15 protein-coding genes are annotated in these 17,628 nt (G+C 73.8%); 11 read left to right on the top strand and 4 right to left on the bottom strand.

All coding sequences use genetic code 11. The features are described from left to right. Positions 1-21: 21 nt before the first annotated feature. The 3 genes from ABT154_RS12090 to ABT154_RS12080 are packed head-to-tail and all read left to right on the top strand — an operon-like array spanning position 22 to position 3,779. Complete coding sequence (locus ABT154_RS12090) at positions 22-1,614, top strand: B12-binding domain-containing radical SAM protein (protein WP_351856143.1); 1,593 nt, start codon at positions 22-24, stop codon at positions 1,612-1,614. Between the two features lie 3 nt (positions 1,615-1,617). Beyond that, on the top strand, positions 1,618-2,607 hold the full coding sequence (locus ABT154_RS12085) for a hypothetical protein (RefSeq protein WP_351856140.1): 990 nt from the start codon (positions 1,618-1,620) through the stop codon (positions 2,605-2,607). Beyond that, on the top strand, positions 2,604-3,779 hold the full coding sequence (locus tag ABT154_RS12080; RefSeq protein ID WP_351856137.1) for an MFS transporter: 1,176 nt from the start codon (positions 2,604-2,606) through the stop codon (positions 3,777-3,779). The genes ABT154_RS12085 and ABT154_RS12080 overlap by 4 nt, the downstream gene beginning before the upstream one ends. 76 nt (positions 3,780-3,855) lie before the next feature. Here the strand turns inward: ABT154_RS12080 and ABT154_RS12075 are convergent, their stop codons facing one another. After that, positions 3,856-4,605: a CTP synthase C-terminal region-related (seleno)protein gene (locus ABT154_RS12075; RefSeq protein ID WP_351856135.1), complete on the bottom strand. Its 750-nt coding sequence runs from the start codon at positions 4,603-4,605 to the stop codon at positions 3,856-3,858. Between the two features lie 96 nt (positions 4,606-4,701). Here ABT154_RS12075 and ABT154_RS12070 point away from each other — a divergent pair, with 96 nt between their 5' ends. The 4 genes from ABT154_RS12070 (at position 4,702) to ABT154_RS12055 (ending at position 8,389) form a co-directional block, all read left to right on the top strand. Beyond that, positions 4,702-5,226, top strand: coding sequence for a tetratricopeptide repeat protein (locus ABT154_RS12070; RefSeq protein WP_351856132.1), 525 nt, complete (start codon positions 4,702-4,704; stop codon positions 5,224-5,226). A gap of 20 nt (positions 5,227-5,246) precedes the next feature. After that, on the top strand, positions 5,247-6,137 hold the full coding sequence (locus ABT154_RS12065) for a LysR family transcriptional regulator (protein WP_351856130.1): 891 nt from the start codon (positions 5,247-5,249) through the stop codon (positions 6,135-6,137). A 40-nt stretch (positions 6,138-6,177) separates the two neighbouring features. Next, positions 6,178-7,137: a DUF1444 domain-containing protein gene (locus tag ABT154_RS12060; RefSeq protein WP_351856127.1), complete on the top strand. Its 960-nt coding sequence runs from the start codon at positions 6,178-6,180 to the stop codon at positions 7,135-7,137. Positions 7,138-7,213: 76 nt separating this feature from the next. Then, on the top strand, positions 7,214-8,389 hold the full coding sequence (locus tag ABT154_RS12055; RefSeq protein WP_351856125.1) for an aminopeptidase P family protein: 1,176 nt from the start codon (positions 7,214-7,216) through the stop codon (positions 8,387-8,389). A gap of 30 nt (positions 8,390-8,419) precedes the next feature. Here the strand turns inward: ABT154_RS12055 and treZ are convergent, their stop codons facing one another. Together treZ and ABT154_RS12045 are read right to left on the bottom strand one after the other, a co-directional pair. Further along, entirely contained in the window at positions 8,420-10,171 is a 1,752-nt protein-coding gene (gene treZ / locus ABT154_RS12050; protein WP_351856122.1) for a malto-oligosyltrehalose trehalohydrolase, read from the bottom strand. A gap of 116 nt (positions 10,172-10,287) precedes the next feature. Further along, positions 10,288-11,292, bottom strand: a complete 1,005-nt coding sequence (locus ABT154_RS12045; RefSeq protein ID WP_351856120.1) for a GNAT family N-acetyltransferase — start codon at positions 11,290-11,292, stop codon at positions 10,288-10,290. A gap of 136 nt (positions 11,293-11,428) precedes the next feature. Between ABT154_RS12045 and ABT154_RS12040 the strand changes: the two genes are divergently transcribed. From ABT154_RS12040 to ABT154_RS12030, 3 genes are all read left to right on the top strand, one after another. Further along, positions 11,429-11,977 carry an FHA domain-containing protein gene (locus ABT154_RS12040; protein WP_351856117.1) on the top strand — a complete coding sequence of 183 codons (549 nt, stop codon included), beginning with the start codon at positions 11,429-11,431 and terminating at the stop codon, positions 11,975-11,977. 153 nt (positions 11,978-12,130) lie between these two features. Next, a complete protein-coding gene (locus tag ABT154_RS12035) occupies positions 12,131-13,276 on the top strand; it encodes a cytochrome P450 (RefSeq protein WP_351856114.1) in 1,146 nt (381 codons plus the stop codon). A 108-nt stretch (positions 13,277-13,384) separates the two neighbouring features. Then, positions 13,385-13,879: a hypothetical protein gene (locus ABT154_RS12030; protein WP_351856112.1), complete on the top strand. Its 495-nt coding sequence runs from the start codon at positions 13,385-13,387 to the stop codon at positions 13,877-13,879. 85 nt (positions 13,880-13,964) lie between these two features. Here ABT154_RS12030 and treY read toward each other — a convergent pair whose 3' ends face one another. Then, entirely contained in the window at positions 13,965-16,325 is a 2,361-nt protein-coding gene (gene treY / locus ABT154_RS12025) for a malto-oligosyltrehalose synthase (protein ID WP_351856109.1), read from the bottom strand. 90 nt (positions 16,326-16,415) lie between these two features. Here treY and ABT154_RS12020 point away from each other — a divergent pair, with 90 nt between their 5' ends. Beyond that, positions 16,416-17,627, top strand: a complete 1,212-nt coding sequence (locus ABT154_RS12020; RefSeq protein ID WP_351856430.1) for an MFS transporter — start codon at positions 16,416-16,418, stop codon at positions 17,625-17,627. The last annotated feature ends 1 nt before the right edge of the window (position 17,628 follow it).

Raw genomic sequence — 17,628 nt, 5'->3', positions numbered from 1 at the left:
AGCCCACCCAAGGAGCCCGTCTTGCGCGCCCTTCTCCTGTCAGGCCTCGGCCCGAGTCACAAGAACAGCTCCTACCTCCGTGGATCTCTCTTCGACGAGACACTCCACCCGCACGCCGAAGCCGTCCTCGCGCGGAGCGGTCATCCGGATCTGACGCTCGCGCGGCTGACGGTGGAACACGACGGCCACCACTATCCGCTGCTGCGGCCACGGCGGGACGCGATCCCGCATCTGACCACGCTGACCCTGGAGTCCGTACTCCAGGCCGGCGGACACGACTACGTCCACCAGGACCTCGCCGAGGTGTGGTCGGGGGAGGCGGTCGCTCCGGCGGTGGACGTCGACGTCGTGCTGCTGTCCACGACGTACATCTGGAACCGCCAGATGCTGGCCACGGCCATGGCATGGATACGGCTGAGGCTGCCCGGTGTCCCGGTGATCTGCGGCGGGCAGTACACCAACCTCAAGTTCGCCGCCGCCATGAACGACCATCCGGCGATCCTGGCGACGGTCCGCGGCGACGGCGAGCTCGCCCTGCCCGCGCTGCTGACCACGCTGGAGCGCCGCGGCGACCTCGCGCAGATCCCCAACCTGGTCCGGCGGGACGGAGAGCGGATCAGGATCAACGCCCTCGCCTACATCGACCTGGACGGGCATTCCTCCCCGCGTTTCCCCGGCCGGCGCCGGATCGTGCCGTACGAGTCCATGCGCGGATGCCCCTTCGACTGCAAGTTCTGCTCGTTTCCCGCCGCTTCGCCGAAATGGCGGTACAAGTCGGCGGCGAAGATCAGGGACGACTGGGCCGGATACGCGGAGGAGAACGGCAGCTCGCTGGTCAAGGCGATGGATTCGACCTTCACGGTCCCGCCCACCCGGCTGCGTGAACTGTTGGAGATCCTGCCCCCACTCGGCCTGCCGTGGGAGTGCTACAGCCGGGCCAATGTCGTGAGCACCCCCGAATTCGTCGACGCCCTCCAGCGCGCCCACTGCGCGAGACTCGAGATCGGATTCGAGTCCATGAACGAGCAGACGCTGCGCCGTATGAGCAAGCGCGTCACCGCCCGGCAGAACAGAAGGGCGTTCGAACTGCTCGGAGCGAGCGACATGGATTACACGATGTTCTTCATGGCCGGATATCCGGGGGAGACCCCGGAGCAGTTCGAGGACACCCGCCGTTTCCTCGTGGAGGAGTTCTCCGGCCACTTCATGCTGCATCTCTTCTCCATCACCGACGAGAGCATGCCGCTGTGGGCGGACAAGGACGAGCTGCGGATCAGGACCGACGACCCGGAGGACCCGGACGCGCCCTGGTCGCACACGGGCATGAGCAGCGAGGAGGCGCGGTCCCTCCAGGCGGGGACGCTCGACCTGGTACGCCGCCGCAACGACCGTGCGGTGCTCAAGCTGTGGCAGGGCGAGTTCGAACCGCCGCTGGTGCCGACGGCGGATCTGCGTACCAACCTGATCGTGGAGAAGGCCGTGGAGCGGCTGGCGATGGCCCCCCTCGACGAGACCGACGTGTCGCGCGGGGCGGACAGGATCCGCGAGCAGCTCGAACTGCTGCGCGCCCACGGTGTGCGGCCGGTCTCCTCTCCGTCCGAGAAGGCCGCCTGAGCCGTGACCAGCACCTCGACGGACGCCATCCGGGACCGGCTCCACGCCTCGCTGCGCGACCGGTTCGGCGCCCGCTGGACGGTCGACACCAGCGGTACGGACCTGCGGATGCACCCCCGGCGGAGGGTCGGCCCCGCCTCCCCTCGCCGTACCGCCTCACCCCACGCGATCGCCGACGGGCTGCGCGGGGCCCTTCGGCAGGCCGGGCTGCTGACCGGCGGAGCCGTCCTGCCGGTGCTGTGGGACCGCGACACCCAACTGATCGCCTCGGCGGTCCAGGCGCTGGACCCCTGGCTCAAGTCACGCCTTCCGTACAGCTGGAGCGAGGGATTCCTGCCGCAGCCCGCCGTCAGGTTCACCGGCGAACGCGACGCGGACGGCAGGCTGCTCGACGGCTTCCTCACCTCCTTCGTGAACGTCTCCTACGTCCAGCGGATCACCTCCCCCCATGAGCACGCCGCGCTCATGGACCACTGGATAGGCGCGCTGTCACGCATCGGCATCCACGCCGGGCGGCTCTCGGTCACGGGCGCGCTGGAGGTGTGGCACCGGCCACCGGTCGCGGGCATCACCCTGTTCCTCTCCTGCGACGGCCAGGTGATCGGTGACGCCGTCCTCCTCTGGCACGCCGACACGCCCGCCTTCATGGCGACGGACCTCGGCAGCGGAGTGGAGAACCTGAGATGGCGACTGGGCGGACAGCCCTGGCCGCGAGCGGCCTTCGGCGAACTCGCGGAGTGGTACGACCCGGGAATCCTCGACGCCTCCCGCACGGCGACCCTGCTGCTGATGAGCGGCATCAGACCGGCCGCCCGGGGCGCCGGGCACTCCCTGCGCCTGCTCGCGCGTGCCATCCCGCCCGGACTCGCCGCCAGCGGGCTGGGCCGGCTGGTGCGTCACCACCACGACTACTGGACCGGATTCGGCGTGACCGGAGCACCCTGGCCGCACCTGGCCACCTGCCTGGAGGAGGAGGTCCTTCGCACCCCATGACGACCGTACTGCGGCGCTTCTGGCTGCTGAGTGCCCTGGTGGGCCTCGTCGAGTTCCTCTTCGGCGCCACCTTCATGGCCGTCCTCACCCAGCGGGGATTCAGCGGGCAGGACATCGGCTACCTCCTGGCCCTCAGCAACATCGCCATCACCGTCCTCGAACTTCCCAGCGGCGCATGGGGAGACCGCTACGGCCAGCGCAGGATGCTCGTACTCGGCCTCACTCTGTGGGGAGCCGCGCTCGTGGTGTACGGCCTCGCCCCTGGCATCCCCCTCACGGCACTGAGCCTCTGCCTGTGGGGCGCCGGAATGGCCGTCTACTCCGGCGCGCCGACCAGCCTCGTCGTCAACCGGCTCCACGCGAGCGGTCACGCCGAGAGCGTCCCCGCCGCTGTACGGGGGGCGCAGGTGGCCCGCTGGACGGCGTCCGCGTCCGGCGCGATCGCCACGGTCCTGCTGCTGAAGTCCACGACCCCCGAACTGATCATCGGCGTGAGCGGGGTGGTGATGCTGCTCCTCGCCCTGTGGACCCGGAAGACCTGGGAGGAGTCCGCGAAGGCCGCCGGCGGCTCGGTCCACCGGACGATCGTCGACGGGGTACGCAGGGCGTTCGGCGCGCGGCTGATCGGTCTGCTCGCGCTGAACGCCCTGATGGCGGTGCTGTTCGAGGTCCTGATCATGAGCTGGCAGCCGGCGGCGGTCGAACTGGCCGGCGTCCCGCTGGGCTTCCTCGGAATGCTGCTGTTCGGCTACTCCCTGGCGGCGGCTCTCGGCTCCTGGCTGGTGAAGTACCTGAAGTCATGGGTCACCGGGAGGGCCGCCGCCGTCCTCATGGCTCTGATGGCGGCCTCGATGGGTGTCGCCTCGCTCACCGACGGCGTGCTGTTCTACCTGGGATTCGGGCTCGCGGAACTCACCTGCGGCGTCCTCTTCACCGTGCTCGACACGCTGAAGCAGCAACGGTTCCCGGACGAGCTCCGGAACACGCTCACCTCCAGCTTCGGCGCCATCGGCGGTCTCGCGGGCGCGGGGACGGCCCTGCTGTTCGGCCTGGCCTGGGAGCGGCTCGGCCTCGGCCCGGCCCTCGGCTACTGCTCCCTGGGCCTGGGCCTCCTCGCGCTCGCCCTCCTGATCCCGGCATCGACGCACCGCGCCACCGCACGCGCGTGTTGAGACGCCCCTGCCACGCGCGCGTTGAGACGCCCGGCCGTACGCGCGCGTACGGCCGGGCCTGATCCGCAAGACAGGCCTAGACCGGGTCCCCGGCCGCATGCCGAGTCGCCGCCACCGCCAGTGCCCGGACCAGCGGGTGCGGGTGGGTGCCGTCGCCCGACAGTTCCGGCTGGAAGAGGGTCGCCAGGAAGAAGGGGTGCCCGGGGAGCTCCGCGATCCGTACCCCGCCCTCCTCGTCCGCGCCCGTGAACCGCAGCCCGTGGGCCAGCAGGGTGTCGAGGTGGCGGCTGTCGGCGCCGTAGTCGCAGTGGTAGCGCTCGGTGGTGCGCTCCGCGCCGAGGGCCCGCTCGGCGAGGGAGCCCGGGGTGACCCGTACGACACCCTCGTGGCCCACCAGCGAGCAGGCCAGCGGCGCGATCAGCAGGTCGCCCGGGTCCGCCGCCGGATCGTTCTCGGCGTGCGCGGCCCGCTCCAGACCGCAGACGTTCCGCGCGAACTCCAGCAGGGCGTGCTGGAAGCCGCCGCAGGTGCCGAGGAAGGGGATGCCGTCCTCCCGGGCCGTACGGATCGCGGCCAGCGCCCCCGCCTCGCTCTCGTACGGGCTCCCCGGCAGCACCCACACCGCGTCGAAGCCCTTCACCGCGCCGGGTGCCGCCGCGTCCCCGGTCGGGATCCAGTACGCGTCGAGCGCGAGGCCGTCCCGCTCCGCCAGGCCGTCGAGCAGGACGGGGACGCGGACGTGGGAGCGGACGTGTGGGGAACGGTCACCGACCAGGGCGATCCGGGGTGTGCGGGGGAGCCGGGGGAGGGGCTGCGTGTCGTTCATGGCGACCATCCTTCGCGGCGGCCCCACTTCACGTCCAACGATGATTCCTGCACTGTCCATCACGAACACTGATGACCCGCTGGATAGGGTGGCCGCATGACGACCGATCACGACTGGGAGACCCGCGTCGCCGCCCTCTGGGAGCGGCTCGACGACCACCGGCCCGCCGACTTCCGCGCCCGCGTCGCCGACCTCGCCGCCGAGCGGCCCGACGACGACCCCGCCGCACTCTTCGAACTGGGCGCCGCCCACGACTCCACCGGCGAACCCGTCGAAGCCGTCCGCCTCTACCAGCGCGCCCTCGACCTCGGCGTCACCGGACTCCGCCGCCGCCGGGCCGTCATCCAGCTCGCCAGCAGCCTGCGCAACCTCGGCCGCCCCGACCGCAGCGTCGAGCTCCTCACCGCCGAACGCGCCCTCCCCGCCGACCGGCTGGACGCGGACGAGACCGCCCTCGCCGGAGCCGTCGACGCCTTCCTCGCCCTCTCCCTCGCCGACACCGGCCGCGACCGCGAAGCCGCCTCCCTCGCCCTCGGCGCCCTCGCCCCCCTCCTGCCCCGCTACAACCGCTCCCTCGCCCACTACGCCCAAGCCCTCCTCACCTCCCCCGACGGCTCCTGACCAGGAGCCCGGCACCCCCCATGGACCCGCACCTCCTGCGCACCTTCGTCACCGTCGTCCGGCTCGCCTCCTTCTCCGAGGCCGCACGCGAGCTGGGCTACACCCAGTCCGCCGTCTCCCAGCACATCGCCGCCCTGGAGACCGACCTCGCCCTGCCCCTGCTCACCCGCAGACCCGTCACCCCGACTCCGGCCGGCGCCCGACTCCTCGAACACGCGGGGGCGCTCCTCCTCCGCCTCGACGCCGCCCGCGCCGACCTCGACCGGTTCGCCGCCGCGCCCCGCGCCACCCTGGCCGTCGCCGCCTCCCCGCTCGCCCTCCACCCCCGTACCCTCGCCGCCCTCCCCGCCACCGGTGTCACCCTGCGCGCGCTGCCCCGCGAGCGGGTCCCCGCCGCCGTCGCCACCGGCGAGGCCGACGCCGGACTCGTCGACGGGATCGCCGCACCCAGCGACCCGCTGCGGCTGCCCGACATCGCCCCGCTCGCCGCGACCGCCGTCGCCGAGGAACCCCTCGCCGTCGTCCTGCCCGAGGACCACCCGCTCGCCGGACGCGCCGGACTCCGCCTCGACGACCTCGTCGACGCCCGCTGGCTCGACGCGCCCGCCGCCGGCATCCCCCTCGACCGGCTGCGGGCCGTCCACGGCGGACCCGCCGGGCGGGGCTTCCGTACCGCCCTGCGCTACGAGGGCACCGACCCCCGCGCCCTCACCGCCCTGGCCGCCGCCGGCCACGGCCTCGCCCTGCTCCCCTCGGCCCTCGCGGCCGGCACCCCCGGAGCGTCCGCCGTCCCTCTGGTCGCACCCCGCCTCGTCCACCGCACCGAACTCCTCCTGCCGACCGGACCGCCGCCCGAACACGCCACCCCGGTGGCCGAGTTCACCCGACGGCTCAAGGCCCGACACCCGTAGTCGCTACCCTGTGCGCAACGGCGACGGAAGGCGGGCGGGCGTGGGGTGGCTGCGACGAGGACCCAGGCGGGACCATGGCGACGCGCCGAGGGACCCCGAGTTCGCGTACTTCTCGCAGCGAGAGGCCGCGCTCTTCCGCGGCCGGGTCCGGGAGACCTTCGCCGAACTCGGCCTGGAGGTCACCGTCTACGCCGACCACGTCATCGACGACAAGGGCCGCCGCTTCGGCCTCGGCAACCTCGCCGCCGTCTGCCACCAGGACCCGCGCGGCCCCCGCGTCTGGCCCGGCATGATCCACCGGCACATCGGCCTGGTCGTCCGCGCCATGGAAGGGCCGTCCGCGCTCGACACCCTGCCGCCCGAGCAGATCCGCGCCCAGCTCTACCCCCGGGTCGTCAGCGGCGACGGCATCGACGCCGCCGCCTTCGGGTACGCGCGAACCGTCGCCACCGGCCTGTACGAGGTCCTCGCGCTGGACCTCCCCGAGAGCGTCATGATGCTCACCGACGAGGCCCTCGATCGGCTCGGCGACCACGCCCAGCTCCGCGACCGGGCCCTGCGCAACCTGCGCGGACTGCCCGTCGAGGAGCACGAGACGGTCCGCGACGCCGACGGCATGTGCTTCGAGATCATCCTCGGCGACTCCTTCTACACCGCGAGCCGCGTCCTCGACCTCGACGGCGTCGTCCGCCGGGTCACCGGACTGCCGCTCGGCGAGCACGGCGCCCTCGTCGCCCTGCCCTTCCGGCACCAGCTCGCCTTCCACCCCATCCGCGACACCTCGATCATCCCGGCCCTCGGCGCCATGGCCTCCTTCGCCGCCTCCGGCTACGAGGACGTGCCGGGCGCCATCAGCCCGTACGTCTTCTGGTGGCGCGACGGCACCCTCACCCAGCTCAGCGAGCACGACGAGGAGCACGGGGACCTGCGGATCGTCGTCGGCGACGACTTCCAGGAACTCCTGGAACGGCTCATCGCACAGGGCCCGGACCGCCGCTGACCGGTCGCGGGCCGCTCCGGCGCCCGGCAGGATGCTGTACGACGCACCGGACGAGGACGCCGAGGAGAAGCCCCCCATGCCCAGCAGCCACGCCACCGACGAGGTCGTGCCCTTCACCGCGGACGACTACCGGGCCCGGATGGCCCGCGCCGCCGAGTCCGCCGCCGACGCCGGGCTCGCCGGCGTCCTCGTCGCCCCCGGCCCCGACCTCGTCTACCTCACCGGCTACCAGCCCACCGCGATCACCGAGCGGCTCACCGTCCTCGTCCTCGCCGCCGGCCGGGAACCGGTGCTCGTCGTCCCCACCCTGGAGGCCCCCGACGCCGAGAAGGCCACCGGGGCCCCCGCGCTCACCCTGCGCGACTGGACCGACGGCAAGGACCCGTACGCCGTCACCGCGCCGCTGCTCGCCGCCGACGCACTCCCCCACAGCCTCAACGGCGTGGGAGGTGCCCCCATCGGCGTCAGCGACAACACCTGGGCCATGCACCTCCTCGGCCTCCAGCAGGCCCTGCCCGGTACCTCGTACGTCTCGCTCACCGAGGCCCTGCCGATGCTCAGGGGCGTCAAGGACGCCCACGAACTGGCCAGGATCGCCGCCGCCGGAGCCGCCGCCGACCAGGCGTACGGCGAGATCCTCAAGGTCCGGTTCGCCGGACGCGAGGAGACCGACGTGGCCGCCGACCTCGCCCGGCTGCTCATGGAGTTCGGGCACTCCCAGGTCGACTTCACCGTCGTCGGCTCCGGCCCCAACGGCGCCAACCCGCACCACGAGGCCGGTGACCGGGTCATCGAGCACGGCGACATGGTCGTCCTCGACTTCGGCGGTCTGAAGCACGGCTACGGCTCCGACACCACCCGTACCGTCCACGTCGGCGAGCCCACCGACGAGGAGCGGCGCGTCCACGACCTCGTCCGCGAGGCCCAGCAGGCCGGGTTCGAGGCGGTACGCCCCGGAGTGGCCTGCCAGGACGTCGACCGGGCGGCCCGCAAGGTCATCAAGGACGCCGGATACGGCGAGTACTTCATCCACCGCACAGGCCACGGCATCGGCGTCACCACGCACGAACCGCCGTACATGATCGAGGGCGAGGAACTCCCGATCGTCCCCGGCATGTGCTTCTCCATCGAGCCCGGCGTCTACCTCCCGGGCCGCTTCGGCGTCCGCATCGAGGACATCGTGACGGCGACGGAGGAGGGGGCGGGGCGCCGGTTCAACAACACCCCGCACGAGATGGCGATCGTGGAGTAGCCGGAGTAGCCGGAGTAGCCCGTACCGGGTTCAGCCGTCCGTGAGGAGGACCGCGGACTCGCCGGGGAGCCGCAGCACCCCGTCCTCCGCCGGGGTCCCGACCGGATTCCAGGCCGCCAGGACCCGGTCGCGGCCGTTGGAGCCGAGCGGGATCACCACCGGCTCCGTGCCCAGGTTCACACCCACCCGCAGCACCCCGCGCCGGAAGACCAGCCAGCGGGCCTCCTCGTCGAAGGCCACCTTCACGCTCGCCAGGTCCGGGTCCGTCAGGTCCGGCAGGGTGCGGCGCAGGGCGATGAGCCGGCGGTACCAGGCGAGCAGCCGCTTGTGCGGGTCCTGCTCGCGCTCGGACCGGTCGAGGACGGAACGGTCCCGGGTGGCGGGCTCCTGCGGGTCCGGGACCTCGTTCTCGTCCCAGCCGTGGGCCGCGAACTCCCGCCGCCTGCCTTGCCGTACGGCCTCCGCCAGCTCCGGATCGGTGTGGTCGGTGAAGTACTGCCAGGGCGTCGTCGCCCCCCACTCCTCGCCCATGAACAGCATCGGCACCGAGGGACCCGTCAGGACGAGGGCCGCCGCGCAGGCCAGCAGCCCGGGGGAGAGGGAGGCCGAAAGACGGTCCCCCAGTGCCCGGTTGCCGATCTGGTCGTGGGTCTGCGCATAGCCGAGGAAGCGGTGCGCGGGGGTCCGCTCCCGGTCCACCGGACGCCCGTGGTGGCGGCCACGGAACGCCGAGTACGTGCCGTCGTGGAAGAACACCCGCGTGAGCGTCTTCGCGAGCGCCGCGATCGGGGCGGCGGCGAAGTCCGCGTAGTAGCCCTGCGACTCACCCGTCAGGGCGGTGTGCAGGGAGTGGTGGAAGTCGTCGTTCCACTGGGCGTGGACGCCGATCCCGCCGAGCGCCCTGGGTGTGGTCGTCCGGGGGTCCGCGAGGTCGGACTCGGCGATCAGGAAGTGCTGGCGGCCCTGCTCCCTGGCCAGATCGTCCACGGCCGCCGACAGCTCCTCCAGGAAGGTGTACGCGCGGGTGTCCGCGAGCGCGTGCACCGCGTCAAGCCGCAGCCCGTCGATCCGGTAGTCCCGCAGCCAGGCCAGCGCGCTGCCCAGGAAGTACGCCCGGACCTCGTCCGAGCCGGGGGCGTCCAGGTTCACCGCCGCACCCCACGGGGTGTGATGGGTGTCGGTGAAGTACGGCCCGAAGGACGGCAGGTGGTTGCCCGAGGGGCCCAGGTGGTTGTGGACCACGTCCAGGACCACCCCCATGCCGAGCCCGTGCGCCGAGTCGACGAACCGCTTCAGCGCCTCGGGACCGCCGTACGGCTCGTGCACCGCCCACGGCGCCACCCCGTCGTACCCCCAGCCCCGCACCCCGGGGAACGGGCACAGCGGCATCAGCTCCACATGGGTGACGCCGAGGCCCGCCAGCTCCCCGAGACGCGCGGTCGCCGCGTCGAGGGTGCCCTCCGGGGTGAAGGTGCCGATGTGCAGCTCGTACAGGACCGCGCTGCGCAGCCGCAGCCGGGGGGACTCGTGCAGCCAGGCGTACGCGGAGTGGTCGACGACCGCGGCGAGCCCGTCGGGCCCGGCCGGCAGCCGGCGGGCGCGCGGGTCCGGCAGGACGGGCCCGCCGTCCAGGGCGAAGCCGTACCGGTCGCCGTCCTGCGCGGGAACGACCCCCGACCACCAGCCGGCCCGCTCGGCGTCCCGGTCCAGGGCGTGACCGGAACCGTTCAGCTCCAGCGTCACCCGGTCACGGGCGTGCGGCGCCCACACCTCGAAGAGCACGGATATCCCCTCGTCGACGGACCAACCACTCGGTGGAACCCGTCACCGCGGCCACCGCGGCCGTCACGACCGCGGTGCCCTCCGGTCCTCCGGGACCACCGGGTCCATCCTGGCAGTCAGGACCCCGCCGCGCCCGGCGCGTCCCACACGTAGTTGACCGCGTGTTCGAAGGCCACGTAGCCCGCACGGGCGAACGACGCCGCCATCGGCACGTTCCCCAGGTCCGTCGCCGCCCGGACGCGGGGCACGTCGGCGGCGGCCAGGACCCGCGTCCCCTCCGCCAGGATGTCGTCGATGTAGCCCTGCCCCCGGTACGCCGGGAGGACGCCGATGTAGGCGATCGTGTGGTGGTAGTTGTTGCGCGCGGGGACGACGAAACCGACCGGCTCGCCGCTCTCCGGCAGCTGGGCGACCCGCCACCACTCGCGCGGCGAGGAGTAGTGCGCGAACTCCTCGTCGAAGTGCAGCTCCGCCGCCTCCCGCGCCGACATGCCCGAGGCCAGATCGGCCCGGCCGTGCGCGTCGAGCGTGCCCTCCATCACCGGAGCCATCAGCGCGACCAGGTCCTCGCGGTCCCGCACCGGCCGGAACTCCAGCCGGCCCTTGGGCTCCGGTACGGGGGTGCCGGGACGCCACTCCAGACGCAGCCGCTCGACCAGCGGACGGGCGCCGGTCGCCGTCAGGGCGCCGAAGACGGACTCCAGGAGGGACCGGGTCTCCGGCACCTCGCGCCAGTCGGCCGGCATGTACCGCTCGAACTCGGGGCGCTGCTCGCCCGCCGGGATCACGGCGGCCGTCGCGGTCTCCAGGAGCCGCAGACCGACCTCGGCGCACGCCTCGGGGGACAGCTCGGGGGCGAGGTCGAAGAAGTCGAGCACCTGCGGCTTGCCGCCGGCCGCCTTCACCCACCAGGACAGCCGGCCGAGGAGCCGGTCGCCGTCGAGCGCGACCCACATCCACTCGGGCAGGCGGCGGCCGGTGGCGAGGTCGTCGGCGACCTCGTGGTCGAGCGAATAGGTGAGGCGGAGGAACAGATCGAGTTCCTCGGGGCCGACGAGCGGGCGTATGACGAGGTCGTGCGGGCTGTGGTCGTGGTGGGCGGTCGAAGAGGACGCGGTCACGTCTGGTTTTCCCCCTGGGGATTCTCGGTCCGGAGCCCGCAGACCGTAACAGCGAACCCGCCGGGGACGGTACGGGATTTCCCCGCTCAGGGGCCCTTCTGGACACTTCGGGCCCGACAGGCCGACAATCACGGATGTGACGACCCCTTTCGAGCTCCCGGCGAACTCCCCTCGGCTCACCGACGCCGAGCGGGACCGCGCGCTGGTGCTGCTCCGTGAGGGCGCCGCGCAGGGCCGCCTCTCGCACGACACGTTCGTCTTCCGGATGGAGCGCGCGCTCCAGGCCCGGCGGTCCGACGAACTCGCCCTGCTCACCGCCGACCTGAGGACCGAGGGCACCTGGACCCGGCGGGTCATGGGCGCGGTCGAGCGGATGTCGGCGTTCACGGCCAGGCTGGGCCGCGCCTGGCACGCGGAGCGCCTGCCGAAACTGCTGCTGCCCCTGCCGGGCCCGCACCCGCTCCGGATCGGCCGCGACCCGGTCAACGGCCTCCGCCTCAACCACGAGACGGCCTCGCGGCTGCACGCGGAACTCTCCATGCAGAGCGGCATGTGGGTCCTGCGCGACCTCGGCTCGACGAACGGCACGACGGTCAACGGCCGCCGCGTGATGGGCGCGGTGGCGGTCCGCGCGGGGGACGTCGTGGGCTTCGGCCAGATGTCGTTCCGGCTGTCGCTGGACTGAGCGGGGACGGCACCCGGCGGTCGTACGGGCACCGGTCGACGTCACTCGTCCGGGCGTACGTGGCGGGCGGCGGGGCCCCCGTGGTGGTGGGCTGGGGGGACGCGCGCCACCTCTCCCGGCCGCGGTACCCACCGCCGATCGACAGGGGGCGCGATGAGCGACGAGCCGCACCGCGAGCCGGGCCGGGGCATACCCGGGGAGCGGACGGAGATGCCGACCGGGGACCCCTGGACGCGGCTGCCGTCCATGGCTCCCGCCGTGCCCGCGAAGCCGGAAGGCACCGGCGGCCCCGCGCGCGGTGGTCCTGCCGCGCCCCGGCCGGGGCGCGTCCGGGCCGTGCGCGATCCGGCCGCCGCCGGAGCCGTGGGGCCCCTCGGGTCCGTCGCGCGGACCGTCGCGCCCAGTCCCCTCGATCCCGGCGCCTCCCGCGACCCGCACCGGATCCACCGGACCCTCCGCGAGGAGTTCCCGCTCACCTACGATCCGCTGCTGCGGGCCTGGGTGCTCAGCCGGTACGCGGACGTGGCCGCCGCCCTCACCGACGGGCGCTTCACCCACGGGCACCGGCCCGGCGACCCGCCCTGCGCGCGGGCCCACGTCGACGTCGACACCGAGGCCCTGCGGTCCGTCACCGAACGCACCGCGTACGTCCTGGCCCGCCGGATCGCCGACCGGCCGCAGGCCGACCTGGTCGCCGACTTCTGCCACTGGCTGCCGGCCGGCACGGCCGCCGCCGCCGTCGGGGTGCCGTACCGCGACATGATGCGGCTGGTGCGCGGCCGGGCGGCCGGGGCGCTGGCGGGCGACTGCGGCGGGCAGATCGCCGTGCGGGAGAAGGCGCTCGCGTCCTTCCTCGGCAACGTCCTGTCCGACCCCGACCAGGTCGCCGCCCTCCGTGACGCCCCCGTCGGGCTCGTCGGCCGTGCCTGGACCGAGTCGCTGCGCCGGGACCCGCCCGTGCAGATCGCCGTGCGCCGGACGAACGCCGAGGTCCCGGTGAGCGGTGGCGTCGTCCCGGCGGGCTCGTCCGTCGCCCTGCTGATCGGCTCCGCGGGCCGCGACCCGGAACGCTTCCGCGAGCCCGACCGGTTCGACCCGCTGCGCGACGATCCCGGTCAGCTCACCTACGGCGGCGGCTTCTGCCCGGCCGTGTCGCTCGCCGTGCTCGAAGCCGAGTACGCCCTGCGGGCCCTGTTCACGGCCATGCCCCGGCTCCGTCTCGCCGACGGATTCCGGCCCACGGCCGCCGGGCTCATCACGCGGGCGCCCCGGATCCTGATCGTCCGTCCCGGCGGCTGACCTCGTGGCCCGGCGGCTGATCCGGAGGGCGTGTCAGCGACCGCTGTTATGGTGACGTGCGCTCGTCAAAGAGCCGTTCTGTATACCACTTTTAACGGGGATTCAAACATGAAGATACGTCATGTCCGCGCCCTCGCTGTCTTCGGGATCGCGGTCGTCGCCCTCACCGGAGCCCGCGGCTCGCACGGCGGCAGCTGCGGCGGCAGCAGCTCCGGCAGCTCCAGCAGCTCCGGCGGCAGCAACCACGGCAGCGACAACGACGGCGGCAGCACCTCCGGCGGCTCCGTGTCGGGCGGCTCCAGCAGCGCCGCCAAGGCGGCCCGCGACGTGACCATCGGCGCGTGCAAGTACGACCCCGCCACGAAGAACCTCGTCGCCCGCGTCACCATCAAGAACGACGGCCTGCTCGACTACGACTACAGCGTCACGATGAAGTTCACCGGTGGCGCGGGCGGCACCGCGACCCCCGTGTCCGCGACGAAGACCGCCATCGCGGTCGCCGCGGGTGCCTCCGCGAGCGCCGAACTCACCACCCCGTACCCCGGGTCCGGCGACGGCTCGGAGTACACCAGGTGCGAGGTCTCCCGAGCCTCCCGCTCCTGACCGTCCGCGGACGCCTGACCGTCAGCTCCTGACCGTCCGCGTCTGATCGTCCGAGGGCGTCCCGGGTCCACACCCCGGGGCGCCCTCAGCCGTCGATACGGGCCAGCAGTGCCACCGGCCGCTCCGCGAACAGCTCCGCCAGCTTCAGTTCCGTCGCCGGACCGCCCGTGAACTCCCTTACCCCGTCGAGCACATCGGCCCAGCGGCCCTCCGGCAGCATGAGTTCCGTGTCCTGCCAGCCGCCCGCCTCCGCGAGTCGCAGGGGCAGCCGGGTGACGGCCGTGACCACCTCGCCGGAGCGGGCGAAGGCCAGGCAGTGCGCGGCGGCCGGGCCCTCGGCCGTCAGGGGCGTGTACGAGCCGGCGGCGGCGAAGGCCGCCGGGCGCTCCCGGCGCAGCCGCAGGGCGGCGCGGACCAGTTCCGTGTGGCCGTCGTCCGCCCCGACCGCGAACGGGGCCCGGTTGTCCGGGTCGACCAGCGCCCGGTACTCGCGCTCCGTGTTCTGGTACAGCTCCGGCACTCCCGGCATCGTCAGCTGCGTCAGGAGCGCGCCCAGCGCGTGTGCCCGGATGTGCGGTTCCAGGGCGAAGGCCGCCTCCGAGGCCGCCCGGAGCGGGATGCGACCGGGCCCGGCCGCCGCGAACTCGGCCACCGCCCGCTCGTACCCCGCGTCGGGCTCCGTCCAGCTGGTCCGCACCCCCGCCTCCCGTACCGACTTGAGGATCGCGGGGCCGAGCCGGTCCGGGTCCGGGGTGCCGAAGCCGAAGGCGGTCTGCCAGGCCGTCCAGGCCACGTGCGGATCGGGCGCGGGCACCCCCGCGACCTCGGCGAGCAGCTCCGCCCACACCCGGGGGCACTGGGAGAGGACGGCGATCCCGGCCCGGACGTCGGCGCTGCGCTTGGTGTCGTGGGTGGAGAGGACGGTGCCGGTGCCCGGCCAGTCCCGCGAGATCCGCCCGCAGTACGCGTGGAACTCCTCCACCGACACCGCCGGGCGCCCCGCGTCCCCGCCGACCTCGTTCGCCGACAGCAGCGGCACGTACCGGTAGAAGGCCGTGTCCTCCACCGACTTGGCCCGCAGCGCCGACGAGGTCTGGGCGAACCTGGTCCGGAAGGCCCGGTGTTCGGGCCCGTCACCGCGTACGCCGAGCGCCAGGTCCCGCACCACGTCGACCGCCTCCGCCTCCTCCGGCACCGCGAACGCGGCCTTGGCGCCGCGCGCCGCCCCGGCGGTCAGCACCTCCTCGCCGCCCGCCCGGTACGAGCGGTAGACCGGTACGCGCACGAGGAGTTCCCGGATCGCGGTGCGCAGCGCCCAGGGGGCGTGGTCCCGCAGCGCGGGGTCGTCGGCGCAGATCCGCTCCGCGATCCGGGTCAGCACGGCGGTCTCGGCGGCCAGGTCGTGCCCCACCACCTCGTAGGCGGCCCGTCGCTCGGTCGCGTCCCAGCGCCCGCCCCTGTCTGCCGCCTTCGCCACGAACTCCCGGTACACATCGGTCAGTTCGTCGGCGCCCTCCGGGTCGGTGAACACTCCGTCGATCCGGTGCAGGGTGTCGTACCCGGTGGTTCCGGCGACCGGCCAGGCGGCCGGCAGCGTCTCCGGTCCGGTGAGGATCTTCTCGACCACCGTCCAGCAGTGCCCGCCGGTGGCCGCCGCCAGATCCTCCAGATAGCCCTGCGGGTCGGCGAGCCCGTCCGGGTGGTCGATCCGCAGCCCCTCCACCACCCCGTCCCGCACCAGCTCGACGATCTTCGCGTGGGTGGCCCCGAACACCTCCGGGTCCTCCACCCGGACCCCGATCAGCTCCGAAATGGTGAAGAAGCGCCGGTAGTTCAGCTCCGTGCGGGCCAGCCGCCACCAGCCGAGCCGGTACCACTGGGCGTCCAGCAGCTCGTCGAGCGGCAGCGCCTCCGTGCCGGGCCGCAGCGGGAAGTCCTGCCCGTCCAGGTGGAGCGCCCCGTCCGAGACCCGCAGCCGGTCCCGCACCTCGGGGAGCCGGGCGGGCAGTACCGGGAGCAGCAGCCGGCCGTCCCCGGCCCGCCAGTCGATGTCGAACCAGCGGGCGTACGGCGAGTCCGGGCCCTCCTGGAGCACCGCGCGCAGCGCGTGGTTGTGCGTCGGGGAGGCCGCCATGTGGTTGGGCACCAGGTCCACCACGAGCCCGAGGCCGTGCGCCCGCGCGGTCGCCGCCAGGGCCCGCAGCCCCTCCTCGCCGCCCAGCTCGGCCCGTACGGACCGGTGGTCGGTGACGTCGTACCCGTGGGTCGAGCCGGGCACCGCCTCCAGGACGGGGGAGAGGTGGAGGTGGGAGATCCCGAGCCCCGCCAGGTACGGCACGGCCCGCCCGGCCGCCGCGAAGGGGAACTCCGGCTGGAGCTGGAGCCGGTAGGTGGCGGTGGGCGGGGCCGGACGGGCGGCCGGGGAAGCGGCCGGGAGGGAGGTCATGCGAACGTACGTACCCCGTCGGAGGGCTTCTGTGTCATCGCCCCATGCACTCGTTCGGGTGCATCGCGTTACGGTCGCCCGATGCTCCGGATGTATCGCGACACGCTCTCGCTGCTCGGCCCCGCCCTCCCGGCCGTCTCCTTCCTGGGCCGTCTGCCCACCGCCATGTGCCAGCTCGGCAGCCTCCTCCTGGTCGCCGAGACGAGCGGCTCCCTCGCCACGGCGGGCCTCGTGGGCGGCGCGCTCGCCGCCGGCCAGACCGTCGCCGGACCCGTCCTCGGGCGGCTCACCGACCGGCACGGCCAGCGCGGGGTCGTCCTCGCGGCCTCCCTCGCGAACGCGCTCGCCGTCACCGGACTCGTCCTCGCCGCGCTCACCCACGCCCCCACCGCCTGGCTGATGGCCGTCGCCGCGCTCTCCGGGGCCACCGTCCCCCAGGTCGGACCGCTCGCCCGGACCCGATCGGTGGCCCTCGCCCGCCGCTCCGGCGCGGACGACCGGCTCGTCGGCACGGTGCTCTCCTTCGAGGGCACCCTCGACGAGGTGTCCTTCGTCCTCGGCCCGGCCTTCGTCGGCCTCGCCGCCGCCCTCGCCCACCCGGCCGCCGCCCTCCTCCTGGCGGCGCTGCTCCTCACCGTCTTCGGCACGGCCTTCGCCCTCCATCCCTCCGCGCGCGCCACCCTTCCGGAACCGGACGCGTCCACCCGTACGGGCGCCGCCGAACGGACGCGGCTGCCGGGATCCGCGTACGCCCTGCGGGGTGCGATGGTCCTCCAGGGCGCCATGTTCGGCGCCTCCCAGGCGGGGATCACCGCGCTGACCGAGGAGCTGGGGGCGCCCGCCCAGGCCGGTCTGGTCTACGCGGCGATGGGGGTGATGAGCGCCGCCGTCGGGCTCTCCATGGCGGCCGTGCCCGCCCGGATCGGGCTGATGACCCGGTGGCGGGCGGCGACCGCCGCGCTGGTCGTCCTCTCCGTACCGCTGCTGTCCGTCGGCTCGCTCGGCGCGCTCTACGCGGTGGTGGTCGTCCTCGGCGCCGCCTACGCCCCGCACCTGATCACCGTCTTCGGGCTCACCGAGCGGACCGTGCCCGCCGCCCGGCTCGCCGAGTCCATGGCCTTCCTGACCAGCGGGGTCGTCGCCGGTCAGGCCCTCGCCCTCGCGGTCTCCGGGCGACTCGCCGAAGGCCACGGCGCCCCCGCCGCCTTCGCGGTGGCGGTGGGGGCGGCCGTGGCCTGCGCGGTGCTGTCCTGGACGGTGTGGGTGGCGGCTCCCGTACGGGACCTCAGGCCGGTCGCCTGAC

It is taken from the genome of Streptomyces sp. NPDC001728 (assembly GCF_040297565.1).
In the GTDB taxonomy this organism is placed as follows: domain Bacteria; phylum Actinomycetota; class Actinomycetes; order Streptomycetales; family Streptomycetaceae; genus Streptomyces.
This window is presented reverse-complemented; position numbering and strand designations above follow the sequence as displayed.

What these genes read in the sequence shown, in the direction of transcription:
- ABT154_RS12020 (WP_351856430.1), top strand. Translation starts at nt 16,416, where the DNA reads ATGTATCGCGACACGCTCTCGCTGCTCGGCCCCGCCCTCCCGGCCGTC.
- ABT154_RS12035 (WP_351856114.1), top strand. Translation starts at nt 12,131, where the DNA reads ATGAGCGACGAGCCGCACCGCGAGCCGGGCCGGGGCATACCCGGGGAG.
- ABT154_RS12065 (WP_351856130.1), top strand. Translation starts at nt 5,247, where the DNA reads ATGGACCCGCACCTCCTGCGCACCTTCGTCACCGTCGTCCGGCTCGCC.
- ABT154_RS12075 (WP_351856135.1), bottom strand. Translation starts at nt 4,605, where the DNA reads ATGAACGACACGCAGCCCCTCCCCCGGCTCCCCCGCACACCCCGGATC.
- ABT154_RS12055 (WP_351856125.1), top strand. Translation starts at nt 7,214, where the DNA reads ATGCCCAGCAGCCACGCCACCGACGAGGTCGTGCCCTTCACCGCGGAC.
- ABT154_RS12080 (WP_351856137.1), top strand. Translation starts at nt 2,604, where the DNA reads ATGACGACCGTACTGCGGCGCTTCTGGCTGCTGAGTGCCCTGGTGGGC.
- ABT154_RS12070 (WP_351856132.1), top strand. Translation starts at nt 4,702, where the DNA reads ATGACGACCGATCACGACTGGGAGACCCGCGTCGCCGCCCTCTGGGAG.
- ABT154_RS12030 (WP_351856112.1), top strand. Translation starts at nt 13,385, where the DNA reads ATGAAGATACGTCATGTCCGCGCCCTCGCTGTCTTCGGGATCGCGGTC.
- treY (WP_351856109.1), bottom strand. Translation starts at nt 16,325, where the DNA reads ATGACCTCCCTCCCGGCCGCTTCCCCGGCCGCCCGTCCGGCCCCGCCC.